Raw genomic sequence first — 26,020 nt, 5'->3', positions numbered from 1 at the left:
ATGGGATGACGGCTGTCTCAAGAAGTCGGGCCTGGTTGTTTCGACTAGAACCACGAACGGCCGGCAGGGCCGATAAGGCGTGCTTCGGGCACGCCTTCGTCGATCGGAATGCCTTGTTCGTCGGGGGCTGTTGGCGCGACGGGGCGTCCGGCGACGTCGGTGACGATCACCTTGGCACCGTTCTTGACCCGGTCGTAGAGGTCGATGACGTCCTGGTTCATCAGGCGCACGCAGCCTGATGAGACGGACTTGCCAATGGAACTCCATTCCGGCGAACCGTGCAGGCGGTAGAGCGTGTCTTCGCCATTCTGGAAGAGGTAGAGCGCGCGCGCGCCAAGTGGGTTCTTCAGGCCGGGCGGCATGCCGCCATTGTCGGCGCTGAACTTTCTGAGCTCCGGCTGCCGCTGGATCATTTCCTCGGGCGGCGTCCACTTCGGCCATTTGCGCTTCCACTGCATGACCGCGCTTCCCGACTAGGCAAAGCCAGCCCGGCCGAGGCCGACGCCGTAGCGCAATGCGCGGCCGCCCGGCAGCACGACATAGAGGAAGTGCGTCGAGGTCTCGACGACCACGGTGCCTGGCTTCTCGCCCGTAGGATCGGGAACAACCTGGCGCAGGAACTGCTGGTCGATCTTGCGGTAGGGGATGGCAGGGATTTCGTAATTCTCGTCCACGACCGGGCCGTACATGACTGCATATTCCGGCAGTACCGGATCCGGCGGCGGAGGAGGGGCCACTGGGGTAACGGGTGGCGGCTCCTGGGAAACGGTGGTGCAGGCGGCGAGCGCCATCGATGCGGCACCGACCAGGGCGGTGTTCAGAAACCCGCGACGGGTCATCGGGAGGGCAACTGGCGTCTTGATCATGATGGCCTTGGAATAGTTCGATATGTCGAAGAAAGCGTGAACGGGCCAGAGCCCCGAAAGGTTGCTTCCTTTTCAGTTGGGCGCGATAGGCGTTTCTGAATCGGGCGGCAAGGTGGACAAAAAGGGGCGAGGCGGTGACAGGCGGCCGACTGTTGCCGATCGGCAACGCCATTTTGAGGTGGACACGCGGATTCGCGGCGGTCTTGAACGCGCTACGGCTTGCGTGGCCTGCTTTTGGTGGCCGAACGCAACCATCCGATCACATCTGCGTGACGATATCTGCGGAAGCACGATGGCCGCTCCGCCAGACTGGCCTCACCAAATTTGACCGATGCCGGTTGACGGGGTCGTGACCGCGCGCCCAATGTCCGCAGCCTTATCGCGGCAAGAAGCGGGACATGACGATGACTTTGGCAACGGCAGCACTTTCAACCACCTGGACCTACGTCGATGGCGACTGGCATGAAGGCAATGTTGCACTTGTCGGCCCGCGCAGCCACGTGTTCTGGCTGGCATCCAGTGTGTTCGACGGCGCGCGCTGGTTCGAGGGCGTCGCGCCGGACCTTGATCGGCATGCTGCCCGCGTCAACGCATCGGCGATTTCGCTCGGCCTGAAGCCGACCAAGACCCCGGAGGAAATCATCGGCCTGACCTGGGACGGGCTGAAGAAGTTCGATGGCAAGACGGCTGTCTACATTCGGCCGATGTATTGGGCTGAACACGGCGGCTACATGGGTGTGCCGGCCGACCCGGCATCGACACGGTTCTGCCTGTGTCTTTACGAAGCGCCCATGTTGCCGCCGGCCGGGTTTTCGATCGGCGTGTCGTCGTTCAGGCGCCCGTCGCTGGAAACCATGCCGACGGATGCCAAGGCGGGCTGCCTCTATCCCAATAACGGCCGCTCGATCCTCGAGGCCAAGGCGCGCGGTTTCGACAACGCGCTGGTCCTCGATATGCTCGGCAACGTTGCTGAAACCGGTTCGTCAAACGTCTTCATGGTCAAGGACGGTCACGTCTACACCCCGGCTGCCAATGGCACCTTTCTTTCGGGTATCACCCGTGCGCGCGCCATCAAGCTGCTCGCCGACTATGGCTTCCGCACCACCGAGAAGACGCTGACGGTGAAGGATTTTCGCGAGGCGGACGAGATTTTTTCGACCGGAAATCACTCGAAGGTGGTGCCGATCACCCGCTTCGAGGATCGCGATCTGCAACCCGGTCCGGTCGCAAAGAAGGCGCGCGAGCTTTACTGGGACTGGGCCCATTCGACACCGGTGAATTGAGGGCTGATATGCGTCGAAATCTCTCACATTCGCGCCTTGCGCGTCAGGCCTGCGATTTTGCGCACGCCGTTATCGCAAAACCGCTACACACTTTGGCGCGACATGCTTTAGAAGATGGCCGGCGCTCCGTTTTTTCGGAGTTGTCGCTGCCCGATCCAACCCTATCTTAGTTCGGTATCGACACTGATTTTTGCCACAAGGGAGTTTATCCATGGCCTTCGAATTGCCCGCCCTGCCTTACGATTATGAGGCGCTGCAGCCCTTCATGTCGAAGGAGACGCTGGAGTATCACCACGACAAGCACCACAAGGCCTATGTCGACAACGGCAACAAGCTGGCTGCCGAAGCCGGTCTCGAGAATCTGTCGGTCGAAGAGGTGGTGAAGCAGTCGTTCGGCAAGAATGCCGGTCTGTTCAACAACGCTGCACAGCATTACAATCATATCCACTTCTGGAAGTGGATGAAGAAGGGCGGCGGCGGCAACAAGCTGCCCGGCGCGCTGCAGAAGGCGGTCGACGGCGATCTCGGCGGCTACGACAAGTTCAAGGCCGACTTCATCGCAGCCGGGACCACGCAGTTCGGTTCGGGCTGGGCCTGGGTTTCGGTCAAGAACGGCAAGCTCGAAATCTCCAAGACTCCGAATGGCGAGAACCCGCTCGTACACGGCGCGACCCCGATCCTCGGCGTCGACGTGTGGGAACATTCCTATTACATCGACTACCGCAACGCCCGTCCGAAATATCTCGAGGCTTTCGTCGACAGCCTTATCAACTGGGACTATGTGCTGGAACTCTACGAAAAGGCCTGAAACAGGTTTTTCTGTTCCAGAAAGCCCCGCGAAAGCGGGGCTTTTTATTTTTGAAATCAATGGATTGTGCCGGTTCTTCGCGGGGGTTCCAGGTCGTTCACCGGAAGTTCAGAACGCCTGCGGTGGATATTCGGGAATTTTTACGCCACCTTGGCCGTTGTCCGCAGGCATATGCCTCACTTTCAATCACGGAGCCCACGGAATGAGAAAGCTAGTCCTCGCCATCTCAATGCTCGCCTTCGCCGGTTCGACAGCCTTCGCCGATCCGATCGCCGACCGAGAGGCTTCGATGAAGGAACGCGGCAAGATCGTCGGCGGCCTTTCCAAGGTCGTCAAAGGCGAGGAAGCTTTTGATGCCACGGCCGTGCTGGCACAGCTGAAAGCGCTTGAAGCCAATGCCGACAAGTTCGACGTGGCCACCTTGTTCCCGGCAGGCAGCGATCAGGGCAAGACCGAAGCCTCGCCGAAGATCTGGGAAGACATGGCCGGCTTCAAGGCCGCCGAAGACAAGTATCTGGCCGACGTGAAGGCTGCCGTGGCGGCAGCTCCTGCCAATGTCGACGCGCTGAAGGAAAGCTTCGGCAAGGTTGCCGCCAATTGCGGCGCCTGCCACAAGGTCTATCGCCTGAAGAAGAGCTGATCCGGTGCTGGGAAAGATGGCCGGCGCCGTCGTGGCGCTGGCTGCGATTACGGCCGGCATCGGCTGGTGGCTGTCGGAGCCGGTTCGGCTGACAGCCGGCGATGTACTCGAACTTGGCCACGGCGATGCCGCGCGCGGCAAGCGTATTTTCTATGCTGGCGGCTGCACATCCTGCCACGCCCGGCCGAAGGCGGAAGGAGAGGCCAGGCTTGAACTCGTCGGCGGGCTCGAACTGAAGACGGAGTTCGGCACCTTTGTTGCTCCCAACATCTCGCAGGACAGGACCGATGGTATCGGTGCGTGGTCGATGGAAGACTTCGCCAACGCCATGATGCGGGGGGTCTCGCCAGCGGGCGAGCACCTCTATCCGGCCTTCCCCTACACTTCCTATACCCGCATGAAACTGTCGGACGTGGCCGATCTCTATGCGTATATGAAAACCCTGCCCGCCGTGCCGGGCAAGGCCGCTGCTCCGTCACTCTCCTTTCCCTTCAACATCCGGCGCGGCATCGGTTTGTGGAAGCAGCTCTACCTGGACAGCAGCCCTGTGGTTGCGTTCGCTGCCGAGACCCCGGCCGACGTGCTTGCCGGCCGCTATCTGGTCGAGGGACCCGGCCACTGCGGCGAATGCCACACCCCTCGCGACGCGTTTGGTGGAGCGAAGAAGGGCGAATGGCTTGCCGGCGCGAAGGCGGCCGAAGGCGGTGGTGTCGTGCCGAACATCACCGGCGGGGAGGGTGGTATCGGTGACTGGTCGGCTGCCGACATCGCCAACTATCTCGAAACCGGCTTCACGCCGGAATTCGATTCAGCCGGCGGCGCCATGGCCGACGTGCAACAGAATATGGCGCAACTAACCCCCGAAGATCGTGCAGCGATCGCTGCTTATCTCAAGACGATCCCGGCGCACAAGAATGGATACCCCGCGGCGAAGCCGCAGGGTTAGAGGCCCTTGATGGCGCTCTCGAGGAAGAGGTTCGCGCCAGCGATTGTCCCGCCACAAAGCTCTGGCGGGGCAGGGCAAGGTTCATCCGCGCGGCTGCAGTAGCGCCAGGACCGCCGTTATCGCAGCGAGAATGGCGGTAAGGGTCAAAGGTCCTGAAGCGCCGTAAGTGTCGACGATATAGCCGCCGACAACCGCGCCTGTGGTGATGGCGACCTGAAAGGAGACGACCATCAGGCTGCCGGAGGCCTCCAGCGCGTCGGGCGCCGCGCGCGACAGATTGGTTGGCAACACGACCGGCGCCATGCCGAAGGCCAAACCCCAAAGCGTGACGAAACCGAAGGCGACGCCAATGTGCGCGCCCCATAGGACCAGTACGAGCGCGGCGAGCCCCATCAGGATCGAGGTGGTAATCAGAGCCATGCGGATGTTGGCGTCCGCCATGCGCCCGCCGGCAACGTTGCCGATCACGGCGGCGATGCCAAATCCAAGCAGCGCCAGCGCGATCGGGCCCGTGCCGAGCAGCGTCACCTTTTCAAGGAAAGGGCGAACATAGACCGAACCCGCGAAATGCCCGGTCATCAGCACGAGGATGGCCAGCATGCCGAACTGGATGCCGCGCCGGCGCGTCAGCCGAAGCACGTCGGCCAGGCTGTTGCTGGCAGCCGCCGGCAAGGTCGGCAGGCTGATGAACTGCAGCAGCATGGCAACCGTGGCGAGCCCCGCTGTCATCGCCATGGCGACACGCCAACCCAGCCAGTCGCTGATCAGAGCGCCGAGCGACGGCGCCGCGATGGTGGCCAGCGAGACGCCGAGGGTGACGATGGCCATGCCCCGGCCAGTGGCGTTAGCGCCGACCAGCCGTGCCACCACCGCGACCGACAGCGCCCAGAAGGCGCTGATCGAGATGCCCAGCCCGGCGCGACCCAGCAGCAGCAGCCAGAAGTCAGTTGCCAGTGCCGAAAGAATGTTGGAGCCGATCGCCAGCGCGCTGAGGCTAATTAGCACCGTCTTGCGGTTCAGTTTGCCGATGAGAACGTTGCTCAGCAGCGCCGCCACGGCGCCCACCGAGGCGGTGGCGGTGACGACCTGCCCGGCTGTTCCCTCGCTGATGCCCAGATCGCGCGCCATTGGTGTCAAAAGGCCCGCCGGCAGGAATTCTGCCGACACCAGCGCGAAGCTGGTGGCGGCCATCGATAGAACGGCAAGCCAGGTCGTGGCATTCAGGACGTTTCGTCCGACGCGTCCGGTTCGGTATCTATCGCGGCGCGATCAAGCGATAGGGTTGTATCCGTCATATGAAGGTCTCCAAGGTTTGGAGGTCTTCATAAACAAGCATTGCAGGATGATCTGTATCTTAAAATCCGAATTCCATGTCCGTTCGTCCGGAAATTGTGCGCCGCACAACGCCGGGCGAGACGTTGGTGATGCGTTTGAACGCACGCGCGAAGGAGGCTTCCGATTCATAGCCGAGGCGGGCGGCGACTTCGGCGACCGAAAGGTCGCCCTGTCCCAGCAATTCCTTCGCGAGCTGCATGCGCAGGCGAGCCAGATAGTGCGCCGCGCCTTCGCCAAGGACGGCGCTGAAACGCTCCGCGAAAACCGAGCGCGATTGGCCAGCCAGGCCAGCGAGGCTTTCCAGGGTCCAGTTATGACCTGGGTCGCGGTGCATCGCCACAAGCACTCGCCCGATATGGGGGTCGCGAATGGCCGCGAGCCAACCGGTGGTCGAGCTGTCATGGCATTTGACCCAGCAGCGTATCAGCCGGGCGGTAAGCAGGTCGGCCATGCGCGACAATATCGTGGCGCCGCCCATCTTGGGATGGCATGCCTCCTGTGCCATGGCCTCCAGCAGGGGACTGACGATCGGGTCGTTGGCGGCCACGTCGCAGCCTTTGATCATGACGGGCATCAGGCTGATCAGCGGGTGCAGGGCATAGGCTCCCAATGCCATCGAGCCGCAAAACAACACGCTGGCGGCGCCTTCGCCCTGCTGCACCACTTCACAGACATTGCCACCATGCTTGGTCACTTCGCATCTCGTCATGCAGTTGCCGGTAACTTCCGGAGAACTGGCCAGGCGGTGCTCGACCCCTTGTGGCAGCAGCACGAGATCGCCCGCGCGCAATTCCTGCCAGCCCTCGGCCTCCGTGTGTACCCAGCATGGACCGTCGCTGACAAAGTGAAACCGCAGCAAAGGTTGCTGGGGAAAGGTGATGCTCCATGGGTGCCGGAGCTCGCAACGGCCGTAGCTGACGCCGCTCAGCCGAAAATCCTGAAGGATCTGGCTGAGCGCGTCGGTCGGGACAGGCGGCGGCGACGATTTGGACGAATAGTGAAGCATTTGGCTATTCTATGTGCCAGTCGTCCGGGTGGCAAGCCGGACGCTACGAGCTCTGCCTGCCCGTTACTTTCAGCGCGAACGCGTAATTAAGTGCGACTTCCTCCAGGCGCGAGAAACGACCCGACGCACCGGCATGGCCGGATTCCATATTGATCTTGAACAGAACCGGATTGTCACCGCTTTTCAGCTCACGCAACTTCGCAACCCACTTCGCGGGCTCCCAATAGGTGACGCGAGGATCGGTGAGACCGGCGACGGCCAGAATGGGCGGATAGTCCGCTCCGGTTACCTTGTCGTAGGGCGAATAGGATGCGATCGTCTTGTAGTCCGCTTCCGAGGCAATCGGATTGCCCCACTCCGGCCACTCCGGCGGTGTCAGCGGCAAGGTCTCATCGAGCATGGTGGTCAGGACATCGACGAATGGTACTTCCGCCACGATGCCGCCGAAAGCCTCCGGCGCCATATTGGCGATCGCGCCCATCAGCATGCCGCCGGCTGAACCGCCTTGTGCCACGATCCGGTCGTGGCGGGTGTAGCGTTCGGCAACCAGATGGCGGGAAACCGCGATGAAATCCTTGAACGTGTTGGTCTTCCTGGCTCGTTTGCCATCTTCATACCAGGCGTACCCCTTGTCCTTGCCGCCACGGATATGGGCAATCGCATAGACGAAGCCGCGGTCGACCAGCGAGAGGCAGTTGGTGTTGAACGAGGCCGGGATGGCAATGCCGTAGGAGCCATAGCCGTAAAGCAGGCAGGGTGCCGAGCCGTCGATCGCGGTGTCGCGATGATGAATCAGCGACACCGGGACCAGTTCGCCATCATGAGATGGCGCCATGAGTCGGCGTGTAACGTAGTGGCTGGCGTCATGGCCTGATGGCACCTCCTGTGTTTTCAGGAGTGTGCGCTGGCGCGTACGCATATCGTAGTCGAACACCTGGGCCGGCGTCGTCATCGACGAATAGGAAAACCGCACGACGTCGGTGTCATATTCGTAGGAACCCGACAGGCCGAGCGAGAATGCCTCTTCAGCGAATGAAATCAGGTGTTCCTCGCCGCCCGCCCGCTCGCGCACGACGATGCGCGGTAGTCCGTCCTTGCGCTCGAGCCGCACCAGAAAATCCTTGAAGCCGATGACGGAGAGGATCAGCCGTCCCGGTTCATGTGGGACGATTTCCTGCCAGTTGGCCCTGACCGGATCGTGTGCGGGAGCCGCCATGACTTTGAAGTCCTTGGCACCATCGGCATTGGTCAGGATGAAGAAGACGTCGCCGCCTTCCTCAAGGTCGTACTGCAGCCCGGTTTCGCGGGCGGCCACAAGCTTTGGCTCAGCCGTCGGGTCGTTGGCGGGCAGCAGCCTGTATTCGGATGTCTCATGATCATTGATACCGATCATGATCCAGTCGTTGCTGCGCGTTCCACCGACATTCATGAAGAAACCGGGGTCCTGTTCTTCGTAGACCAGGCGGTCTTCCCGTTCGTGACTGCCGATTGCGTGGTAGAAAGTCTTGGAGGGACGATGGTTGGCATCCAGCCTTGTATAGAAGAAGCCGCTATTGTCCCGTGACCAGACCCCGCTGCCCCCTGTATCCGTGATCCGGTCGGCCAGGTCCCTGCCCGTGGCAATGTCGCGCACCAGCAGGGTGTGGAACTCCGAGCCCTTGTCGTCGAATGACCACAGCAGCTTGTTGTGGTCCGACGAGTGATCGACGCCGCCGAGACGGAAATAGGCTTTGCCCTCGGCTTCAAGGTCACCGTCGAGCAGGATCTGCTGTTCGCCTCCTTCCCTGGGCATGCGGAAGTAGCGCGGCTGCTCACCGCCAAGCTTGAAGGAGGAGCCATAGGCAAACGGCCCGTCCTTCATCGGGACGGAGGAATCATCTTCCTTGATACGTCCCTTCATCTCGGCAAAGAGCGCTTTCTGCAGCTCGGCCGTGTCCGCCATCAGCGCTGACTGATAGGAGTTCTCCGCCTCCAGATGGGCTCGAATCTCCGGATCAAGCAGCGCAGGATCCTTGAAGACTTCCTGCCAGTTGTCCGCTCTCAGCCAGGCATAGTCGTCGGTTCGGATGATGCCGTGGTGGGTGTCGGATTGGGATTGCTTTTTCGCCCGCGGCGCCTCGGCCGATGGGAAGATCGCTTTTCGGGTCATCCATATCTCGTGCTGTAGAATCCTAGGCCTGACTGAACACGTTGGCCGCGTTGCGTTCAAGAGGCTTCCGTGGGGATGGGGGAGAGCTGTTTGGCGTCGTGAACAGCCGCCGCTGGAACAACCTTCCGTCGACACCTTCGAAATATTTCAAGAAATTCTGCAGGAGTGTCGTTGATTAGGACGCTGGGAGAGCTCGATACGTGTACATAGTACGAAAAATATCCATTCGTCCAAGAATATTTTCTTGTTTAGTATTAATATAGTCGGTCACTGAATTGACTTACTTGCCCATCAAGTCCATTAAGGCTGCGTGACACGACTCATGGGCGCGCCCTGTTGAGAATCGTGCGACGCCCTCTGAAGAATGGGCAAGACTTAACTCTCGTTGGGACCAGAACGATATGGATATTGCGGAAACGCCTCCTAGAAATAGCGATATGCTGATCGAACTCACCGCGGACGTCGTTGCAGCCTATGTCAGCAACAATCCCGTTCCTGTCGGTGAATTGCCTAATCTGATCGCGGACGTTCACGCTGCCCTGGGCAGGGTGGGTGGAACTGTGGAACAGCCGCCTGCTGACAAGCAGAAGCCGGCCGTCAACCCGAAGCGTTCGGTTCATGACGAATACATCGTCTGCCTTGAGGACGGTAAGAAGTTCAAGTCGCTCAAGCGTCATTTGATGACCCACTATGGGCTCACCCCGGATCAGTATCGCGAGAAGTGGGGTCTTGATGCCAGCTACCCGATGGTGGCGCCGAATTATGCCGCTGCCCGCTCGCAGCTTGCAAAGAAGATGGGCTTGGGTCGCAAGCGCAAGGGGCGCTGAATCCGGCAGTCACACCTGTCGTATCTCGACGAGTATACTTCAGGTATAGTGTTGAGCGGCGCCTTCGGGCGCCGTTTTTCTTTTATTGCTTACTCGTATCGATCGCCATTGCAAGGGCCGCGATTGCGGATTGCTGATCCGCGGAAAACTCAGGCTGCCTGCGTCAGTGCCGCTTCGGCGTCATGCTTGATGCGCTTGACCATCGAGCGCAATCCATTAGCCCGCTGCGGTGAAAGATGTTCGTCCAGTCCCAGCGTTTTGAGTGTGGCTTCCGCGTCGGTCTTGAGAATCTCGCTGGAGGGACGGCCCGAAAACAGCGCCAGCATGATTGCGACCAGTCCACGTACGATGTGCGCGTCGGAATCGCCCTGGAACGTCAGGACGGGATCCGTGTCGCCGTTGCGTTCGGTCGTCAACCATACCTGACTGACGCATCCCGGAACCTTGTTGGCGGGTACGCGTGCACTTTCCGGGAATTCAGCCAGCGACTCGCCCAACTCGATCACGTAGCGATAGCGATCCTCCCACTCGTCGAGCAGGGAGAAGTCGTCGCGGATGGCGTCGATCTTTGTGGTCATGCAGGCGATATAGTCACGACGCTCGACACAGTCACGGAAAAAGAAAAACCGCAGGCGCCGAGAGGGTGGCAGCCTGCGGTGATGCCGGAGGTCGGCAAGGGAAAATCAAGGCGCAGAATGTGAGGCGGATGGTGATCAGCTGTTCGGGTCTGGACGGGCCGACGGCGTCGGGATGACGCTGCCGGTAATGGTGGCCTGATCGGTGGCAGGAACGGTTTCAGCCGGTCGCGCGACCTGTTCGGCAGGCTGCTGATCGAGCATGTCAGCGGCAATGCGGGCGGTTTCCTGGGCACGCACGCCAATCGTGTGCATGGCAGCCTTGCCGGTTTCGCAGACATCAGGCTTGCGTTCGCACATACCGGCGATGTCGCCAACGGCGTCGCGTGCGGCCAGCAGTGCCTGGATTGGATTGACGCTCTCACGGCCTTGTTCGCCGGAGCCGATGCCGAAAGGCAGCGCGAGCAGCACCAGGGAGAACCAGAACGCGGCTCTGAGCAGGAAGAACATGATATGACCCTCTCTCGTTGTGACCGGGCCGCGCATTCTTGTGCCGCAGCCTCGTTGTTGAGAGTGATCCTGGCACAGTCGCACAAAGGACGACTTGCAGACCAGCAGAGAATTTTCTTCAAATTTTAGACGACCGGGTAAGGAACGGTTTTTGATTTAGGCAATGCTAAATTGATGGCGATTCCATTAGGTTGGAAGTAACCATCTAACTATTTGTCTTTTATGGATTTTTTCCATCAGGTTTGTAGCCGGCGTGAAAACGGGCATCCAAGCCGCGAGCTGACCCGGCTAACCCTGCGTTTACCATGACGGTAATCGCCTCGGGCATCGGGGCGGTTCGGTGCCGATATTCGCCGTCAAGGTGTCGTTGTCAGGCTTCGTTTTATTCATTCCTTAAATGCTGGGTGCGAGTTTCAAACCAACCAAAAGTGATCTGCGAAGCAGACAGTTGAGAGTGCGTTGCGTTGAATTCGATTGCGACCCGATACGCTGACTTGCCCGACGCCGTGGCCGCTGGCTGCGAGCGTCTCGTGCACGCGTCCGTGATCGATCCAATGGCGCGCCGCATGCAGCGTCGCTTCGTCGGCCTTATGCTTGCGGCGCCATTCCTGGCTGCGAGCATGGCGGTGGTGCTGGTCACGGCAAGACTGGGTGCCGGCGTGACGGTGGCCACGATCTTTGCGATCTTCGGACTCTCCTGGTTCCTGGCGTTACTGGTGGCTGCAACGGGTCGGCTCATGCCGACTGCAGGCGCATCACTCGGCGTTGCATCCATTGGTTTGGCTGGTTTGATTGCGGCTGGAGGCGGGCTAGCCTCGCCGCTGCTGGCCCTGGTCTTGGCTCTTCCGGTGGAAGCTTTCTATGTTGGTGGCCGCCGCCGCTCGGTGGGCCTAGGTGTCATCGCCGCCACTGCGGCGGTCATCCTCCAGTTTGCGCTGACGCCTCTGCTGCCCGTGGAAGCACCCGCCGCCTGGCATTGGCTGTTCCCGGTCGCCTGGGGGCTTACCCTGCTACCGCGCATGCGTGGGCTGGCGCTGATTTCGGACGCGCCGGCGCAGGAGCAGGCGCGCCTCGAGGATGTCATCGATGCGGTCGTGTTGCGCATAGGCCTGAACGGTGACGTGGCGGACGCATCTTCCCAGTCGCGCTTCCTGCTGAAGCTTGCACCGGAGCTGCTTTCCGGTACCGGCCTGTTCGACCGGATCCACCTGGCAGATCGCGTTGCCTACCTGTCTGCGCTGGCTGACATGCGCGAAGGTGCAGCGCTGCGTCGCGTCGAGTTGCGCATACGTTTGCCGAAGGGGGACGCCACCGATCTCGGTGCCAACCACAGGCCATTCCTGCTTGAGTTGATGCGCGGGGGCGACGACCTCGTTGCGCTGCTGCGCGCCAATGACGAGACGGTCGACCTGCGGGAAACACTCGATGTCGCGCGGGAATCCGCTTCAGGCGCCGATGTCGCCAAGGGCCGTTTCCTTGCTGCCGTCAGCCACGAGCTGCGCACGCCGCTCAACGCGATCATCGGCTTCTCCGACATGCTGCTCAACGAGATATTTGGTGGCTTCAAGGATCCGCGCCAGAAGGAGTACGTAGAGCTGGTCCGTGATTCCGGCCAGCATCTGTTGGCTGTGGTCACCTCGATCCTCGACGTCTCGCGTATCGAATCGGGCGCATATTCAGCGCAGCCGGAGCCTTTCCGTTTCGTCGATGCCGTCGAGATGTGCCAATCCATGATGCGCATCCAGGCTGAGACAAAGCATATCACGCTGACCACGCAGATTCCGGTCGACGCCGGCGAGATCAATGCCGACCGCCGCGCCGTGCAGCAGATCCTGATCAACCTGACCTCTAATGCCATCAAGTTCACGCCGGACGGCGGTGCCGTGTCTATCGGTGCCCGCCGCCTTGGTTCGCGGCTGCATTTCTGGGTGAGTGACACCGGCATCGGCATCGCCGAGGCCGACCTCTGCAATCTCGGCAAGCCGTTCATGCAGATCCAGAACGACTATACCCGTCGCTTCGAAGGTACCGGGCTTGGGCTGTCCCTGGTCAAGGGATTGGTCAGCCTGCATGACGGCACGATGTCGATCGAAAGCGCGCCTGGTGAGGGCACCAAGGTGACGATCAGCCTGCCGGTGGATGGGCCGAAGGGTGGTGCGGCCAAGCCGACGGTTCTGCCGCTTTCACAGCCACGGAACGAAAAGGAGGCCGGCCTTGGCCCGCTCCGCAAAACAGCCTAGGAAGGGCGCGCGAGCCAAGCAGCGCCCTGGCATGCTGCAGGCTGGGACCGCGGCGCTGGGTGAAGCGATCGCCAACAATCCTGTTCTGGTGGGTGGCTCGACGGCTTTCCTGGTGACGCTGTTCTACGTCTCGGCCAACGCGCTCTGGTACCAGCCCGGCCTGCACGCGGGTGCCTTTTTTGCCACCCGCGGCTATCAGCATTTCCCGGTGCCGGCACAAGTGGAGCCGGAAACCACGATAAACATCGAGCGCCCCGAGCCGCAGGCCGCGGCGCAGGGCACGACTTCTCCGGTAGCAGTCATCGCCAAAAGCGACCCGATCGTGCAGCGCGTGCAGGGCGTCTTGAAGGATATCGGCTATTACGATGGCACGGTCGATGGTCTGACCGGGCCTGCGACGCGCAAGGCGATTGAGGCCTACCGACAGAAAATGGGCTTGCCGGTTTCCGGTAACATCGATGAGGCGCTGCTCGATCAGCTTGGCATCGCAGGCACCACTGCGTCCGTCGTGCCTCAGCCCGCGCCGCGCGATGACGTGGCCGGGATCATTGGCAATCAACCCGGTTCAGTCCCGGTGCTCAGCCAGCAGAAGCTTGACGCCCGGATCGTGAAAATCCAGGCCGGCCTGCGCGCCTTTGGCAACAATGACATCAAGACGGATGGGGTCATCGGGGGGCGCACGAAGGCTGCCATCCGCGAGTTCCAGTCGCTGTTCGGCCTGCCCGAAACCGGCGAGCCGGATGAGGCGGTGTACGCGAAGATGCGTGAGATCGGCCTGACGAACTAGGATTTTCCTCGCTGGACAGCAGCGTACGCCCTGCTACAGCAATCAATTCATGACAAGCAAGATACACCGCGGCCTTCCATGCGGAGACCGAGCATGCGCGTAACCACCGATCTCTGGGTCTCGGCTATGGTGCGGCGGGTCTTTTCGTCGAGCGGCTTCGCGGCTGTCATCCAGCGTGGTGCGACCGAGGCCGGCGCCGTCTTTGTGTTGACGCGCGATCGCTTCGGCGAAGTAACGCTGTTTGGTCCAGCCCCTCAGACCAGCTACGACGAAGCCAGACCAGACGAGCGGCTGTTCGGCAGGCTCGAAACGACGCTGGACGAAGATGCCATCAACACCAGATTGGAACGGGAACGAAAATTCGATCCCGACATCTGGGTGGTCGAGGTCGAGCCAGGCTCGGTTCCGATCGAGGAACTGATCGCGATCAGGACTTCTTGAAACCCTTGCCGAATTTCGGCTGTGCAACGACGGGTTTGTCGGAGTTTGCCGTCGTCTGCCTTGCATCGCGCAGTCCGGGGGACATTGCCTCGAGCTGCCATTGGCTGAGCTGGTTGCGAGCGACCTCTGGGGGCAGCAGCCGGTAGCGGTCCAGGAACAGGCGGATCGCCTGGGGATGCGGGAACTGTTGCGGAAGGACGGCGACGGCGATCAGGAAAGCATGGTCCTCGCCAAGCTCAAGCACCCGCAGTGCCGAGAGCAGCCGTGTGTAGTCGTTGGCCGTGACGATGGAATGGGCTGTGGCGAAGTCGATCCGCAGCGCATCGGCCAGCGCGGTCTGGAAAAAGGCCAGATTGCCACTGAGCGCGGTCTCGCGCAATTTCGAGTAGGGCGTCGTGTCGCGCGCCGCGGATGTGCCGCGGGTTTCCGCCATGATCGCGCGCAGCCGATGACGGACGCCTTCCGCGGCCTCGCCAGGTTCTGTGGTAGCGCGATAATTGACTTTGGGGCTGGCGTCTTCGGTAGGCTGAGCTACGGCCAGTTTGGGCCTTTCCAGCGCGCGGATCAGGTGGGCGATGGCGGGATTGAGATCCTTGCGACGGCCGATCGCCCGCGCGTGCGGCAGCCCATGCCGACCTATCAAGGCAATGAGATCGACATCGCTGAGCACCGCCGATCGGATCAGCAGAGGTGCGGCGACGTCGACCTTGCATTCGGCCAGACGCAACACCAGTTGTCGCGGCGCATATTCGGTTTCTGACAGCGCGGCTGCGCCAAAGCGCAGTGCTTCATCGGGGACGTCGTCGAACAGCGGCAGCGCAAGATCTTCCAGTTGCGCGATCTCGCGTCGAGAGGGACGCGGCAATGAACAGAACGCTGAGATGGCTGCGCGAAACAGCCGTTCGGCCTTTCGCGTTTCGGTCCGCATAGCGATTTGCCGGAAATCGGAAGAAGACACGGGTTACGCCTGTACAATTCACACCAGTCGCCCTCGCTTGCGCCGAAACCGAGCCGGCCGCGAAACGCGCGAACAATCTTCAAATTAGCGACGATCCGTTAGCGCTACGTTAACCCTCTGAGAGCCTAATCACAGAAGGAGGCGTTGCGTTTGTGCTCTGGGTACAACCTGAGAGGAATGCGCGAACCATGGGACAGGTTCTGTCTTTTACGCTGCGGAACGCGGCACCAAACAGACTTCCACGCAGCGTTGATACGGCGGCGGCCGTGATTATCTTCCCGGGGGTCCGCTACGAGCGACCCCAGGAGGCAATGCCGGTTGCCGCGGGCATCGAAGCTGGCACGAACGGTACCCCGTCACCCAAGCCGCGACACTGAACACGATGGCCGTTCGGTTCAGAATTGCTGCAGGTCGCAGGAACTCTGGCTGAGGAATTTGGTCACGGCCGGGCGCCAGCTTTCATCCGGCACGAATGCGCGCAGCACGACGATGCCTTCTTCGATGGGGGCTTCGACAAAAATCGAACCTTCGAAGCCTTCCGGCAACGCCTTGCGCATTTCGATCATCTGCGCCGGTGTCAGCACAACCGCGTCCATCTGTCCGCTGGTCGCGCTGCGGTCGTTGAAACTGTAGATGTTGTGGCCATTACGATCATAGACCGAGACCGACCAGAATGGCACCGAGCCGGGTGCGGTCACCTGTACCACGCCGTCGCTCAGGTCGAAACGGCAGGCCGCCGCAGCAAACAGCGGATCGATCGACTTGATCGGGGCCGGGCTACCCGGCGCGGCATCGAGCCGCGTCATGGTGTAGAAATCCGCCTTCATCGACAGGTTCGACCAGGCGTCGCGCTCTGAAAACTCAGGCACCAGCAACAGCACCGCGATATGGACGATCGCGGCGCCGATCAGGCCGATGACGATGGCGTGGAGAAGCTTACCCATTGCAGCCAACCCTGACGATGGCGGGCAGCTTGACGTCGGAAAGCCCCGTCGAAGCGGCAATCGGCGTGTCATAAAAATTCAAAACGAAACGCAACGGACCCGAGCCGCTGACCGGCAGCCAGTTGCCCGGGGCGGCGTTCGGAGCCACCGTGACGATGGCTGAGTTATCGGCCTGTCGCAGGATTTCGTAAGAGTGCAGGGCAGCCTGATGTGGTCTGCTCGAGGCGATCGGATCGAGCGCCAGATCCGCAACATGCAGCGTCCAGAAACGCGCGGTGGGCGAGCCGCCCGCGATCGTGTAGCTGCATTCGCGCCGCAATCCCTCGCCGCTGGAATCGGCCTCGGCGATAAACGACAAGCCTTCGGCGCGACCCAGTGTCAGTGCACCCTGGCGCGCGACACGCGCCTGCGAATAAGGGTCGGCATCCAGCGTACCGATGTCGGGAAAAGCCGTCCAGGGTCCGATGCGGATGGCACCGCCGCCGCTCTGGGCGTCGAGCGTATACCAGACGCTGCCGCCGCCTAGCCCTATGGCGATGGTCAGTGCCAGCAGCGTCAGCAATGCGTTCTTCAGCATGAAGGCTCGTCAGGACTGGAGCAACTCCAGCAAAAGTGCCTAGCGGTTTTGCGTCTGGAATTGCGTATAGACAAAAAGTTGGAGCATTTCCGCGTTTCCGTGAAAAACGGAAACGCTCTGGTGTTCATCGCGGCATAGCGGCAGGGGGGACGACAGGCAAGCCGGGAAGATCGTGCAGGCGTCACAGTGCCGAGAGCTTTTCAGGAGTGGTGGGTGGAGCCAGCTGAACCGCGTCCTCGAAGGTTTTGGAGAGCGTGCGCAGCGTCTGCGTGGTGCGGCTGGAAAGCACCGGTGGACGTTCTGCCGCCACCCTTGCTTCCTCTTCGGCGGCTTGCTTCTTCTGCGCCTCCTCGGCCTTTGCCGCCACCGTCTTGTCGACGAAGGGCTGGTCGATACCGGGTATCGGCTTCAGGTCGATGTTCTGATGCGCGTAGACCATCATGCGTTGCCAGATCATCGCCGGCAGCGAGCCACCGGTCATGTTGTTGGTTGGCCTGAAATCGTCGTTGCCGAGCCAGACAGCCGCCGTGTAGTTGCCGGTGAAGCCGACATACCAGGCGTCACGATAGCTCTGCGTGGTGCCGGTCTTGCCGCCGGAAACGATGTTGGGCAGAGCCGCGCGCCGCGCCGTGCCGATGACGGGCACCTGGGTCAGCATCGCATTCATCGAGCGCAACGCCTTCTCCGACAGCACACGGCGAGGGGCGGGCGCATCCTTGGCCCAGTCGTAAACGACATCGCCGGTATGGGTGACCAGCTGTGTAATGCCATGGCGGGTACCGACATAGCCGTTCTGGGCAAAGACGGAATAACCCGTGGCCTGGTCCATCACAGTCATGCCGGAGGTGCCGAGCACCATGGTCTTGTGCGATTCCAGTGGCGATTCAACGCCCATGTCCTCAGCCAGCTTCTTGATCGGCGGGATCGACAGTGAGTCCTTGGCGAGCCTGACAGGCACGGTGTTGATGGACTTCACAAAAGCGTTGAGCAGCGTGATCTTGCCGCCGAAACCGCCGCTGTAGTTCTTCGGCGACCAGTTGCCCCAGCTCACGGGGCCGCTTGAAACGACCGAATCCGGCGTGAAGCCATGTTCCATGGCAGTTGCGTAGACATAAGGCTTGAAGGACGATCCTGTCTGGCGCAGCGCCTTTGTGGCGCGGTTGAACTGGCTGGCGCCGTAGTCGCGCCCGCCAACGATGGCGCGCACGGAGCCGTTGGTCTCGATGACGACGACCGCGCCCTCGGTGACGCGGTACTCCTTGCCGTATTGACGCAGGTGGAACTCGACGGATTCTTCGGCCGCGTCCTGGATGTTGGCATCGAACGTCGTATGCGCGACCAGCGAGTGCGTGCCCTTGGGAGCGATCTTCTTGACCTCGTCGAAGGCCCAGTCGAGGAAATAATCGGGGCTCTTGCGTTCGCCACGGTCGACAACGTTGGCTGGGTGCAGCCTGGCCTGCAGGACTTGGCCCTCCGACATGAAGCCGCTGTCGACCATGTTGTTGAGCACGACATTGGCTCGGGCGCGCGCTGCAGGCAGGTTGATGTGCGGCGCATATTTGGTCGGTGCCTTGAACAGGCCGGCCAGCATGGCTGCCTCGGCCAGCGTCAGATCCTTCACGCTCTTGCCGAAATAGAAATCGGCCGCCGCCTCGATGCCGAAAGTGCCACCGCCCATGTAGGAACGATCGAGGTAAAGCTGCAGGATTTCCTTCTTGGAGAGGTTGGCTTCCAGCCACAGGGAAAGAAAAGCCTCCTTGACCTTGCGTTCCAGTGTGCGTTCGTTGGTCAGGAACAGGTTCTTGGCCAATTGCTGAGTGATGGAGGAGCCACCCTGGACCACTGAATTGGCGCGCACATTTTCCGTCAGCGCCCGCGCAAGGCCGAGAAAATCGATGCCGTAATGTTCGAAGAAGCGGCGATCTTCGGTGGACAGAACGGCCTTGATCACATGATCCGGCATCTGGTCGACGGGCACGGAATCGCGCTGGATGATACCGCGCTGGCCGATCTCGTTGCCGTAGCGGTCAAGGAAGGTCACGGCGAAGTCGCCTTGTGCCCGCCAGTCGCCCGATGTTTCCTGGAAGGCGGGCAGGGCGAGCGCCAGCAGAGCGACGGAAGCGCCGGCACCGAGCGTAAATCCCTCTGACAGTCCTTCGATCAGCCAGCGTCGCCAACCGGTGACCTTGAAACGGCGAAAGAAGATCGTTGCCGATTCCCAGAATTCACCGGCGCGATAGCGGAGCTTGTAGAGGCTCGAATCCAGCCAGGCGTCGAGCGACAGGAACCAGGCCGCGATCGGCCCTCTTTTCTTGCGCGGTTCCTGGGGGATGTTCATCGAGGCCGGTTACACGCTTGCGATGGGTTGCGCCGTGGCGTCAGTATACTCGTTTGCCGCGCAATCAGGAACGCAGGCGGCCCCATTTCGGTTGCCGAGCCGACTATTGGTCGATTGCGGCGGTACTGGCAAGGGCTTCACCATTGGATGCGCGATTGGTGAAGGGAGGGTAAAGGGCGGCGGCGTATCCGCGCGCGACGACCTTTCCATGTACCGTTTCTTACGTGTGCATCATCCGGAAGGAGGTTGCTGCGCAGCCATGATCCTGGCAGCGGCATCGACGACTTCCGGCATAGACATCAGATGACAGGTTGCGGAGCCAACCGTTCCGGTCTGGACGAGGCCTTGGCGTATCAATTCCTTTCCTATCTTCGGAAACCGGTCTGCATCTCCGGTCGCAATGTCGAAATTGACCCAGCGGCGTTGCCCGTCCACGATGAGGGGAGACCCTTCCGCGATCCTCGGCAGGGATGGCCAGGCCATGTGTTCGGCCAGATGAAAAGCGGTGCATGCGTCGAACTCTGCGCCGAGCAGCAGGATACGTGCAGACGATCGATGGAGGTATCCAAGAGGACCATCCTTGCCGAAAGGCTCTGCCAGCAGTTGCCGCTCGGTGATCGTCTCCGCTGAGGGGCCGAGGGCCGAGAAGGAGCAGGTCGGGTGCAGACTTCGCCGCGCACCCGGCCAGGTGCGGAACAACTCTGCGACAGCACCCATATCACGGGTCGGCGTGGTGAGCGGATCAAAGGCCGGCAAGGTTTCACGAATGATCTCGATCCAGTTTTCGGGAACGGCCGGGGCCTGCCAGTGCACAGGGTCGCTGAGCTGCGACGATTGTGCAGGCATCACCAATGTGCCGGTCTCGGTGATCGCGCCAAGCAAGGCGCGCACAACCGCTTCCGCACCGCCTGAGACCCAGCCCAGCTTGCTCAGGGCGCAATGGACGAGCAACGTCTCGCCGGCTTTTACACCCAGATGCCGCAGATCGCGGATCAGGCTGTCGCGGGTCCTTGGCTCGGGAGTGGCGGCGACAATGCGGTGTTCCGTCATCGGATCTTCCTTGAGGCTACGGGTTTGTCGTTGGTCGCTGCCGCGGAAGCGCGATGCCAGGATAAACCCATCTTCTGGCGACTGAACGCTGCAACCGTTGGCACAAGCAGCCCGGTTCGCGAACACCTTGTCTCAAAGGCAGTGGCTGGCGATAAGGATGGATGACAGCAAGCCTGGATACAACGCCGGATCGCTCTCTGCCGCACTTTCTATGGCGCGGCGCTTTCGAGAATGACGAGTTGAATGCATTGCATGCCGAATGCTTCGAACATGCGCAGTTTGACGATGATTGGTGGTCTCAGGTCAACCGTTTCAGCCTGGGTTGGGTGATCCTGCGGATCGGGAGCGATCTCATCGGCTTCGTCAATGTTGCCTGGGATGGTGGCGTGCATGCTTTCCTGCTCGATACGATGGTGCATTCAGCGCACCGCCGCCGCGGCTATGCATCGCAACTGGTGCGGGTCGCTGTCGACAATGCCAAGGCGTCGCGCTGCGAGTGGCTGCATGTCGATTTCGACCCGCATCTGCGGGATTTCTATTTCGCGGCTTGCGGGTTCAGCGCGACAGATGCCGGGTTGGTCCAGTTGCGGTAGGCCGGTTATCCGGCGTCCAGCCCATCGACATAGGTCATGCCGGAATTGGCAACGAGCGAACCGCCATCCACGGCATAGACCGCGCCGTTGACGAAGGAGGCCGCCGGCGACAACAGGAAGGCGATGACCTCGGCCGCTTCCATCGAGGAACCGGCTCGGCGTTGGGGAACATGTTCGCTGACCTTGGCGTAGGCAGCCTCCAGATCGCTGCCGATCGGCAGCGCACGCATTTCCTCATCCGCCATCTCGCTGCGAATCCAACCCGGTGCAACGACATTCGCGCGCAGGCCGTGACGCGCGTATTCATAAGCGAGACATCTGATGAACTGACTGATTCCAGCTTTGGCGGCCGAGTAGGCCGAGATGCCTGGGCCGGTTTGCACTGCGCCCACCGAGCTCACCGCAACCACGGCACCGCGACTGGCCAGGAGATGTGGCAGCGCGGGCCTGGGTCATGACGAAGGGCGCCGTCAGGTTGACTGCGATCTGCCGATCCCAATCCGCGATGGGAAGTTCGGCGATCGAAGCGGAGAGAATGATGCCCGCATTAAGGACAAGGCCGTCCAGTCGCCCGTGGCGTTCCACGGTGTGTGTCACCATCTCACGTGCCGCAGCGTGGTCGGTGACATCCAGCGCGACAGCATCCGCGCCGGTACGCGCAGCGATCGCATCGAGGGCATTCCTGCGGCGGCCACAGATGACGACGCGATGGGAGTTGGCGAGCCGTTCGGCGACGGCGGCGCCGATACCGCTACCGCCACCGGTGACGATCACCACGGGCTTGTCCTCGCCAGCCTGCATGGCTTGTCCTCCCTGCAAATACGGATCAGCCTAGCAGCCAACGGGTGGCAATCCTGTCATCCGCAAGGATGATCCAGCTTCTCGCGCAAAGCAGGGTTGTTGCGAACACAGTGCTTTTCGTCGCATGGTCTCGACATGGTTGCTTTCGCCATCCCTGCCTCTATCGAACCGCTCTTCGTCTCAGCTGGATGGCGGCCAGACCGGTGGAGAGACGGCACTGTCATCGTGCCAAAGGAGCATCCGTCAATCGCTATCCTGCGTGAATTCGCTGGCCTTGTGGTTGGAGAAAGCGGAACCGGCGAGACCTGTGCCCGCATGGCATTGTCGTTTGGATCGATTGGCGAAGTCGACGAGCAGATCGAAGAACTGGAAGCTGCGCTCGGCTTGACCATCGTTGGCATCGCCGAGGATGGCCTCGGTTATGAAACCATCTACATCGACGGGCAGGGCAGGGTCTTCTGCACCAATGTCGTAGCCGAAGGGCTCTATCTGGCCGGCCGATCATTTGGCGAGGCCTGCGAAGCCTTGTTGCTTGGGCGAGCCACAACACCGATCCTGCTGGATCGCCAGGATAGTGTGCCGTTCTACGGCGTAGACCTGCAGCGTGGCGACCCTCGGCTGGTGACGGTGGCGCAGTTACGTGACAGCTAGGGCTGGGGACTCCTCGGAGCCATTGGTACAGGCTTTGGCTCAGAGGTCCCTTTTGGTTTGGTGCAGTTTTCCTATGGCGGGAACTTGCATGCAGCCGGGTGTCATCACACGCCAAGCTAGCAACCGCAGGCGGTTGCGCAGGTTCTGATTATCCTGCGTTCGTGCGGGCGCCGGCAAGGGCGGTGCAAAAATCCGAAATTGTGAAGGAACCAAAGCAGCCTACGGCTGTTACTGCGCGAGTTTCGATTTGGGGGGAAGCAAATCAGGAGACAGTTATGAACGATCACGTCACCGACCGCTTGGCCGTCGACGGGGATACGATGTTCGAACTTTTCTCCGACAAATGGACCCTCGTCGTGCTGCGGCGGATCTACCTCGACGGAGGTGCGGCACGTTTCAATGCGCTCAAGCGTCAGGTGGAAGGCATCAGCCAGAAAACGCTGACGCAGTCACTGCGGCGACTCGAACGGAACGGCCTTGTCAATCGCCACCTCGTCGACACCACACCGCCCGGTGTCGAATACAGCCTCACGGCGCTGGGCAATTCCCTGAAACTACCCCTTGGCGTGCTGCGCGATTGGTCTGAAAGCAATGCCCACGCGATCCATCATGCTCAGCAGATTTTCGATCAGAAGCAATCCAAGGCGCCTGGTTCTATGGTCGCCTGACCAATTGTGTCTTTATTGCAACGCGACAACTGCACAATTGAAACGAAATTCGCGTCGCCAAAATCGGTATGGAAATTAAGACTATTACATTAGATTTCTGGTGAATATCAAATTCATATGTGAAATCAGTTATTTGAAGACAGGTGGTAGCCAAATGGGTACTTATATATTATTTTTGATGTTACAGATCGGTAACATTTTTGTTATCAAGGCCGATGCCACAAATTATGCATAGTCCGTCCGTTCGGATCGGGAACTTCCGGCGGCATTTTGCTTGCGACTGGGGGAACTTGACGATCCGAAAGTACGAACAGGGGATATCAGTGAAAATCCACACCCTTCTTCTCGGCTCGGCCGCGGCAATGATCGCCGTTTCCGGCGCTCGCGCCGCCGACGCCGTCGTCGTCGCAGAGCCGGAACCGGCAGAATACGTCAAGATCTGCGACGTCTACGGCGCCGGCTATTTCTACATCCCGGGCACCGAGACCTGCCTGCGTATCGGCGGTTATGTCCGCTACGATGCCGGCCTCGGCGATCTTGGCTCGTTTGACGGCGCCAAGACCCGTGATCGCCTCAATGGCGATGAGCAGGACACCTGGCAGAAGAACGCCCGTCTCGCCCTGCGCACCTGGACCGGTCAGGAAACCGAGTACGGTACGTTGAAGACCTTTACCGAGACCCGTTTCAACTTCGGCAACCGTGATGGCAGCGGTGAAGCCGGCAACAAGGGCGACATCCAGCTCAAGTGGGCCTGGATTCAGCTCGGTGGTCTTCGCGTTGGTAAGGACGAGTCGGCTTACGACACCTTCTCGGGCTACGCTGCCAACGTCATCCAGGATACGCTGGTTCCTTACGGCGAGTTCGATACCAACCTGATCAGCTACACCTTCGACGGCGGTAATGGTTTCTCCGCGATCGTGTCGCTCGAACAGGGCTCGGGCAGCTACAACACCTATGTGAAGGACGGTGCCGGCAACTGGGTCTTCGCTCCTGGCAACGACCAGACCATCGACAGCTACGTTCCAAACGTCGTGGTCGGCGCCAAGTACACGCAGGGCTGGGGTGGTATCTCCGGCGTCGTTGCCTACAACTCCTCATGGGAAGAGTGGGCCGGCAAGGTTCGCCTGGACGTGAACGCAACCGACCAGATCTCGCTGTTCATCATGGGCGGCTACGGTACGGACGACAACATCTACCGCAGCTTCTACAAGCCATGGGGCGGCAACTGGGCCGTCTGGGGCGGCGGCACCTACAAGTTCAACGAGAAGACCTCTTTGAACGCCCAGGTGTCGTATGACGAAGGCGAGACGCTTGGCGTCGCCGTCAACGTCGCGCATCAGCTGGTTCCGGGCTTCACCGTCACGGCCGAAGTTGACTATGTCAATGAAGGCAAGTTCGGCAAGGCCGACTACCGTGGCAGCTGGTCCGGTGCGGACAAGGAAAGCAGCGTCGGCGGCATCCTCCGCTTCCAGCGCGATTTCTAAACATTTCTCCTTTAGCGGGTGCCGGCTTGACCTCCAGTCATTCGCTCTTTTTATCGAGGTGATATCTCACCGAGGAATGGCCCGGCCCCTGGTCGGGCCATTCCTTTTTGGGCATCGGCAATGTTCGAGCTGCGGCCGGGGCCGCCTGCCGTGCTGGCTCCAGCCTTTGGTCCAGAACCCGCCTTTGCATTGACGTGGCGTCAATGATGGTTGCCGCTTCCATTTCCTGATGGCGATATGCATTTGTCGCTTGGTTGATCGAAAGATCAAAGGAGGACTGAGCGCGTTTTCATCAGAGTGGAGGAGACACCATGGAACGTGCAAACAGAAGTCTGGTCGGGGCGATGTGCGGCATCGCTCTGGCTGTGAGTGCAGCTGCTGCGTCGGCTGCCGATAAACCGCGTGCCCGCGACCTCGGCATTCCGTTCGAAGGGACGCCCGGGCCAAACAACGCCATCACCGATGTGCCAGGCGTCACCGTCGGGTATTCGACGATCATCGAAGGCGAAGGCAAGATTGCGGTTGGAAAGGGACCCGTGCGCACCGGCGTCACCGCAATCCTGCCGCGTGGCAAGGCGTTTGGGCCGTCTTTCGCCGGCTGGTATTCGCTGAACGGCAATGGCGAGATGACCGGGACGACATGGATCGAGGAAAGCGGTTTCCTCGAGGGCCCGATCATGATCACGAACACGCACAGTGTCGGCGTCGTCCGCGACTCTGTCATCTCCTGGGAGGCAGAGAACAACCTCGTCGGGCCGCATTTCCGCGATCTCTATTGGAGGTTGCCGGTGGTAGCAGAGACCTGGGACGGCATCCTGAATGACATCAACGGCATGCATGTGAAGAAGGAACATGTCTACGCCGCGCTCGATACGGCCAAATCCGGTGCAATCGCGGAAGGCAATGTCGGCGGCGGCACGGGCATGAACCTGTTCAACTTCAAGGGCGGCACCGGTACGGCCTCGCGAAAACTGTCGGCCGAGGATGGTGGCTACAATGTCGGCGTTCTGGTCCAGGGCAATTTCGGTTCACGAGCAGATCTCACCATTGCCGGTGCCCCGGTCGGCAAGGAGATCACCGACCTGATGCCGGATGTGTCGTGGAAACGCGAGGAGGCGGGGTCGATCATCGTCGTGGTCGCGACTGATGCGCCGTTGTTGCCGCATCAGCTGAAGCGGCTCGCCCGCCGCGTGCCGCTCGGCATCGCCAAGACGGGTGGTTATGGCGGCAATGGCAGCGGCGACATCTTCATCACCTTCTCGACCGCCAATCCGGAGGCTTTCAATCAGGAGAAGAACACGACGGTGGAGATGGTCTCCAACGACAAGATCAATCCGCTGTTCCATGCTACAGCGGATGCGACGGAAGAGGCGATCATCAACGCCATGGTCGCGGCCGAGACCATGAAGGGACGCGACGACAATGTCTCCTTTGCCATCCCGCACGACAGGTTGCAGGAAGCCCTGAAGAAGTACAATCGGTTGGCGAAGTGAATAAGGCGACCAGAAAGGCCAGCCCCTGCCTGGGGGCTGGCCGGACTTGA

At 60.9% G+C, this 26,020-nt stretch carries 24 protein-coding genes and 2 pseudogenes; 13 read left to right on the top strand and 13 right to left on the bottom strand.

All coding sequences use genetic code 11. The features are described from left to right. Nucleotides 1–44 precede the first annotated feature (44 nt). Nucleotides 45–866, bottom strand: a pseudogene (locus ACFJIU_RS15795) (L,D-transpeptidase). Between the two features lie 404 nt (nucleotides 867–1,270). On the opposite strand from ACFJIU_RS15795, the gene ACFJIU_RS15790 reads away from it, so the two are divergent. The 4 genes from ACFJIU_RS15790 to ACFJIU_RS15775 all read left to right on the top strand — a co-directional run bounded on the left by ACFJIU_RS15790 (nucleotide 1,271) and on the right by ACFJIU_RS15775 (nucleotide 4,543). Further along, nucleotides 1,271–2,149 (top strand): branched-chain amino acid aminotransferase, encoded by an 879-nt coding sequence (locus tag ACFJIU_RS15790; protein ID WP_379073115.1) that lies wholly within the window; start codon nucleotides 1,271–1,273, stop codon nucleotides 2,147–2,149. Between the two features lie 211 nt (nucleotides 2,150–2,360). Beyond that, nucleotides 2,361–2,957, top strand: coding sequence for a superoxide dismutase (locus tag ACFJIU_RS15785; protein WP_379061305.1), 597 nt, complete (start codon nucleotides 2,361–2,363; stop codon nucleotides 2,955–2,957). Nucleotides 2,958–3,159: 202 nt separating this feature from the next. Further along, nucleotides 3,160–3,597, top strand: a complete 438-nt coding sequence (locus ACFJIU_RS15780; protein WP_379061303.1) for a c-type cytochrome — start codon at nucleotides 3,160–3,162, stop codon at nucleotides 3,595–3,597. Between the two features lie 16 nt (nucleotides 3,598–3,613). Continuing rightward, nucleotides 3,614–4,543 carry a c-type cytochrome gene (locus tag ACFJIU_RS15775; protein ID WP_379073113.1) on the top strand — a complete coding sequence of 310 codons (930 nt, stop codon included), beginning with the start codon at nucleotides 3,614–3,616 and terminating at the stop codon, nucleotides 4,541–4,543. Nucleotides 4,544–4,624: 81 nt separating this feature from the next. Here ACFJIU_RS15775 and ACFJIU_RS15770 read toward each other — a convergent pair. The 3 genes and pseudogenes from ACFJIU_RS15770 to ACFJIU_RS15760 all read right to left on the bottom strand — a co-directional run bounded on the left by ACFJIU_RS15770 (nucleotide 4,625) and on the right by ACFJIU_RS15760 (nucleotide 9,033). Next, nucleotides 4,625–5,838: pseudogene (locus ACFJIU_RS15770) on the bottom strand (MFS transporter). A gap of 59 nt (nucleotides 5,839–5,897) precedes the next feature. Beyond that, nucleotides 5,898–6,884, bottom strand: coding sequence for an AraC family transcriptional regulator (locus ACFJIU_RS15765; RefSeq protein WP_379061301.1), 987 nt, complete (start codon nucleotides 6,882–6,884; stop codon nucleotides 5,898–5,900). A 43-nt stretch (nucleotides 6,885–6,927) separates the two neighbouring features. Then, nucleotides 6,928–9,033 (bottom strand): S9 family peptidase, encoded by a 2,106-nt coding sequence (locus ACFJIU_RS15760; RefSeq protein WP_379061299.1) that lies wholly within the window; start codon nucleotides 9,031–9,033, stop codon nucleotides 6,928–6,930. A gap of 401 nt (nucleotides 9,034–9,434) precedes the next feature. Between ACFJIU_RS15760 and ACFJIU_RS15755 the strand changes: the two genes are divergently transcribed. Beyond that, entirely contained in the window at nucleotides 9,435–9,860 is a 426-nt protein-coding gene (locus ACFJIU_RS15755; RefSeq protein ID WP_054308879.1) for a MucR family transcriptional regulator, read from the top strand. A 149-nt stretch (nucleotides 9,861–10,009) separates the two neighbouring features. Here the strand turns inward: ACFJIU_RS15755 and ACFJIU_RS15750 are convergent, their stop codons facing one another. Both ACFJIU_RS15750 and ACFJIU_RS15745 read right to left on the bottom strand, forming a co-directional pair. Then, nucleotides 10,010–10,438: a SufE family protein gene (locus ACFJIU_RS15750; RefSeq protein WP_379061297.1), complete on the bottom strand. Its 429-nt coding sequence runs from the start codon at nucleotides 10,436–10,438 to the stop codon at nucleotides 10,010–10,012. 135 nt (nucleotides 10,439–10,573) lie between these two features. Continuing rightward, a complete protein-coding gene (locus ACFJIU_RS15745) occupies nucleotides 10,574–10,945 on the bottom strand; it encodes a DUF5330 domain-containing protein (RefSeq protein WP_379061295.1) in 372 nt (123 codons plus the stop codon). A 554-nt stretch (nucleotides 10,946–11,499) separates the two neighbouring features. Here ACFJIU_RS15745 and ACFJIU_RS15740 point away from each other — a divergent pair. From ACFJIU_RS15740 to ACFJIU_RS15730, 3 genes are all read left to right on the top strand, one after another. Continuing rightward, nucleotides 11,500–13,185: a sensor histidine kinase gene (locus tag ACFJIU_RS15740; RefSeq protein ID WP_379073111.1), complete on the top strand. Its 1,686-nt coding sequence runs from the start codon at nucleotides 11,500–11,502 to the stop codon at nucleotides 13,183–13,185. After that, nucleotides 13,160–13,972, top strand: a complete 813-nt coding sequence (locus ACFJIU_RS15735; RefSeq protein WP_379061293.1) for a peptidoglycan-binding protein — start codon at nucleotides 13,160–13,162, stop codon at nucleotides 13,970–13,972. Before ACFJIU_RS15740 ends, ACFJIU_RS15735 begins: the two co-directional genes overlap by 26 nt. Before the next feature lie 93 nt (nucleotides 13,973–14,065). After that, nucleotides 14,066–14,413, top strand: a complete 348-nt coding sequence (locus ACFJIU_RS15730; RefSeq protein WP_379061291.1) for a DUF1491 family protein — start codon at nucleotides 14,066–14,068, stop codon at nucleotides 14,411–14,413. On the opposite strand, the gene ACFJIU_RS15725 is transcribed toward ACFJIU_RS15730, so the two are convergent. The 5 genes from ACFJIU_RS15725 to ACFJIU_RS15705 all read right to left on the bottom strand — a co-directional run bounded on the left by ACFJIU_RS15725 (nucleotide 14,400) and on the right by ACFJIU_RS15705 (nucleotide 20,280). After that, complete coding sequence (locus tag ACFJIU_RS15725) at nucleotides 14,400–15,341, bottom strand: hypothetical protein (protein WP_379061288.1); 942 nt, start codon at nucleotides 15,339–15,341, stop codon at nucleotides 14,400–14,402. The genes ACFJIU_RS15730 and ACFJIU_RS15725 overlap by 14 nt on opposite strands. A gap of 425 nt (nucleotides 15,342–15,766) precedes the next feature. Then, nucleotides 15,767–16,315: a DUF1254 domain-containing protein gene (locus tag ACFJIU_RS15720; protein WP_379061286.1), complete on the bottom strand. Its 549-nt coding sequence runs from the start codon at nucleotides 16,313–16,315 to the stop codon at nucleotides 15,767–15,769. After that, nucleotides 16,308–16,892, bottom strand: a complete 585-nt coding sequence (locus ACFJIU_RS15715) for a DUF1214 domain-containing protein (RefSeq protein ID WP_379061284.1) — start codon at nucleotides 16,890–16,892, stop codon at nucleotides 16,308–16,310. The genes ACFJIU_RS15720 and ACFJIU_RS15715 overlap by 8 nt, the downstream gene beginning before the upstream one ends. 181 nt (nucleotides 16,893–17,073) lie before the next feature. Further along, nucleotides 17,074–19,230, bottom strand: a complete 2,157-nt coding sequence (locus tag ACFJIU_RS15710) for a transglycosylase domain-containing protein (protein ID WP_379061282.1) — start codon at nucleotides 19,228–19,230, stop codon at nucleotides 17,074–17,076. A 231-nt stretch (nucleotides 19,231–19,461) separates the two neighbouring features. Continuing rightward, nucleotides 19,462–20,280, bottom strand: a complete 819-nt coding sequence (locus ACFJIU_RS15705; RefSeq protein WP_379061281.1) for an aminoglycoside N(3)-acetyltransferase — start codon at nucleotides 20,278–20,280, stop codon at nucleotides 19,462–19,464. 161 nt (nucleotides 20,281–20,441) lie between these two features. Here ACFJIU_RS15705 and ACFJIU_RS15700 point away from each other — a divergent pair, with 161 nt between their 5' ends. Next, a complete protein-coding gene (locus ACFJIU_RS15700; protein ID WP_379061279.1) occupies nucleotides 20,442–20,873 on the top strand; it encodes a GNAT family N-acetyltransferase in 432 nt (143 codons plus the stop codon). Nucleotides 20,874–20,878: 5 nt separating this feature from the next. On the opposite strand, the gene ACFJIU_RS15695 is transcribed toward ACFJIU_RS15700, so the two are convergent. Together ACFJIU_RS15695 and ACFJIU_RS15690 are read right to left on the bottom strand one after the other, a co-directional pair. Further along, nucleotides 20,879–21,256, bottom strand: a complete 378-nt coding sequence (locus ACFJIU_RS15695) for an SDR family NAD(P)-dependent oxidoreductase (RefSeq protein WP_379061276.1) — start codon at nucleotides 21,254–21,256, stop codon at nucleotides 20,879–20,881. Beyond that, complete coding sequence (locus ACFJIU_RS15690; protein ID WP_379061274.1) at nucleotides 21,177–21,674, bottom strand: SDR family oxidoreductase; 498 nt, start codon at nucleotides 21,672–21,674, stop codon at nucleotides 21,177–21,179. The genes ACFJIU_RS15695 and ACFJIU_RS15690 overlap by 80 nt, the downstream gene beginning before the upstream one ends. 225 nt (nucleotides 21,675–21,899) lie before the next feature. Here ACFJIU_RS15690 and ACFJIU_RS15685 point away from each other — a divergent pair, with 225 nt between their 5' ends. The 4 genes from ACFJIU_RS15685 (at nucleotide 21,900) to ACFJIU_RS15670 (ending at nucleotide 25,970) form a co-directional block, all read left to right on the top strand. Continuing rightward, entirely contained in the window at nucleotides 21,900–22,325 is a 426-nt protein-coding gene (locus ACFJIU_RS15685; protein ID WP_379061271.1) for an SUKH-3 domain-containing protein, read from the top strand. A 275-nt stretch (nucleotides 22,326–22,600) separates the two neighbouring features. Next, the gene (locus ACFJIU_RS15680; RefSeq protein ID WP_379061269.1) at nucleotides 22,601–22,993 is read left to right on the top strand and encodes a winged helix-turn-helix transcriptional regulator; all 393 of its coding nucleotides are present in this window, start codon (nucleotides 22,601–22,603) and stop codon (nucleotides 22,991–22,993) included. Between the two features lie 323 nt (nucleotides 22,994–23,316). Beyond that, entirely contained in the window at nucleotides 23,317–24,477 is a 1,161-nt protein-coding gene (locus ACFJIU_RS15675) for a porin (protein WP_379061266.1), read from the top strand. Nucleotides 24,478–24,788: 311 nt separating this feature from the next. Further along, nucleotides 24,789–25,970 (top strand): P1 family peptidase, encoded by a 1,182-nt coding sequence (locus ACFJIU_RS15670; RefSeq protein ID WP_379061264.1) that lies wholly within the window; start codon nucleotides 24,789–24,791, stop codon nucleotides 25,968–25,970. Nucleotides 25,971–26,020: the final 50 nt, after the last annotated feature.

The sequence above is a fragment of the Mesorhizobium sp. UC74_2 genome, assembly GCF_042701485.1.
GTDB lineage: Bacteria > Pseudomonadota > Alphaproteobacteria > Rhizobiales > Rhizobiaceae > Mesorhizobium.
This window is presented reverse-complemented; position numbering and strand designations above follow the sequence as displayed.

Bases quoted from the DNA above. Each gene is read 5' to 3' on its own strand.
- ACFJIU_RS15790 (WP_379073115.1), top strand. From the start codon at position 1,271: ATGACTTTGGCAACGGCAGCACTTTCAACCACCTGGACCTACGTCGAT.
- ACFJIU_RS15785 (WP_379061305.1), top strand. From the start codon at position 2,361: ATGGCCTTCGAATTGCCCGCCCTGCCTTACGATTATGAGGCGCTGCAG.
- ACFJIU_RS15780 (WP_379061303.1), top strand. From the start codon at position 3,160: ATGAGAAAGCTAGTCCTCGCCATCTCAATGCTCGCCTTCGCCGGTTCG.
- ACFJIU_RS15775 (WP_379073113.1), top strand. From the start codon at position 3,614: ATGGCCGGCGCCGTCGTGGCGCTGGCTGCGATTACGGCCGGCATCGGC.
- ACFJIU_RS15765 (WP_379061301.1), bottom strand. From the start codon at position 6,884: ATGCTTCACTATTCGTCCAAATCGTCGCCGCCGCCTGTCCCGACCGAC.
- ACFJIU_RS15760 (WP_379061299.1), bottom strand. From the start codon at position 9,033: ATGACCCGAAAAGCGATCTTCCCATCGGCCGAGGCGCCGCGGGCGAAA.
- ACFJIU_RS15755 (WP_054308879.1), top strand. From the start codon at position 9,435: ATGGATATTGCGGAAACGCCTCCTAGAAATAGCGATATGCTGATCGAA.
- ACFJIU_RS15750 (WP_379061297.1), bottom strand. From the start codon at position 10,438: ATGACCACAAAGATCGACGCCATCCGCGACGACTTCTCCCTGCTCGAC.
- ACFJIU_RS15745 (WP_379061295.1), bottom strand. From the start codon at position 10,945: ATGTTCTTCCTGCTCAGAGCCGCGTTCTGGTTCTCCCTGGTGCTGCTC.
- ACFJIU_RS15740 (WP_379073111.1), top strand. From the start codon at position 11,500: ATGGCGCGCCGCATGCAGCGTCGCTTCGTCGGCCTTATGCTTGCGGCG.
- ACFJIU_RS15730 (WP_379061291.1), top strand. From the start codon at position 14,066: ATGCGCGTAACCACCGATCTCTGGGTCTCGGCTATGGTGCGGCGGGTC.
- ACFJIU_RS15725 (WP_379061288.1), bottom strand. From the start codon at position 15,341: ATGCGGACCGAAACGCGAAAGGCCGAACGGCTGTTTCGCGCAGCCATC.
- ACFJIU_RS15720 (WP_379061286.1), bottom strand. From the start codon at position 16,315: ATGGGTAAGCTTCTCCACGCCATCGTCATCGGCCTGATCGGCGCCGCG.
- ACFJIU_RS15715 (WP_379061284.1), bottom strand. From the start codon at position 16,892: ATGCTGAAGAACGCATTGCTGACGCTGCTGGCACTGACCATCGCCATA.
- ACFJIU_RS15710 (WP_379061282.1), bottom strand. From the start codon at position 19,230: ATGAACATCCCCCAGGAACCGCGCAAGAAAAGAGGGCCGATCGCGGCC.
- ACFJIU_RS15705 (WP_379061281.1), bottom strand. From the start codon at position 20,280: ATGACGGAACACCGCATTGTCGCCGCCACTCCCGAGCCAAGGACCCGC.
- ACFJIU_RS15700 (WP_379061279.1), top strand. From the start codon at position 20,442: ATGACAGCAAGCCTGGATACAACGCCGGATCGCTCTCTGCCGCACTTT.
- ACFJIU_RS15690 (WP_379061274.1), bottom strand. From the start codon at position 21,674: ATGCAGGCTGGCGAGGACAAGCCCGTGGTGATCGTCACCGGTGGCGGT.
- ACFJIU_RS15680 (WP_379061269.1), top strand. From the start codon at position 22,601: ATGAACGATCACGTCACCGACCGCTTGGCCGTCGACGGGGATACGATG.
- ACFJIU_RS15670 (WP_379061264.1), top strand. From the start codon at position 24,789: ATGGAACGTGCAAACAGAAGTCTGGTCGGGGCGATGTGCGGCATCGCT.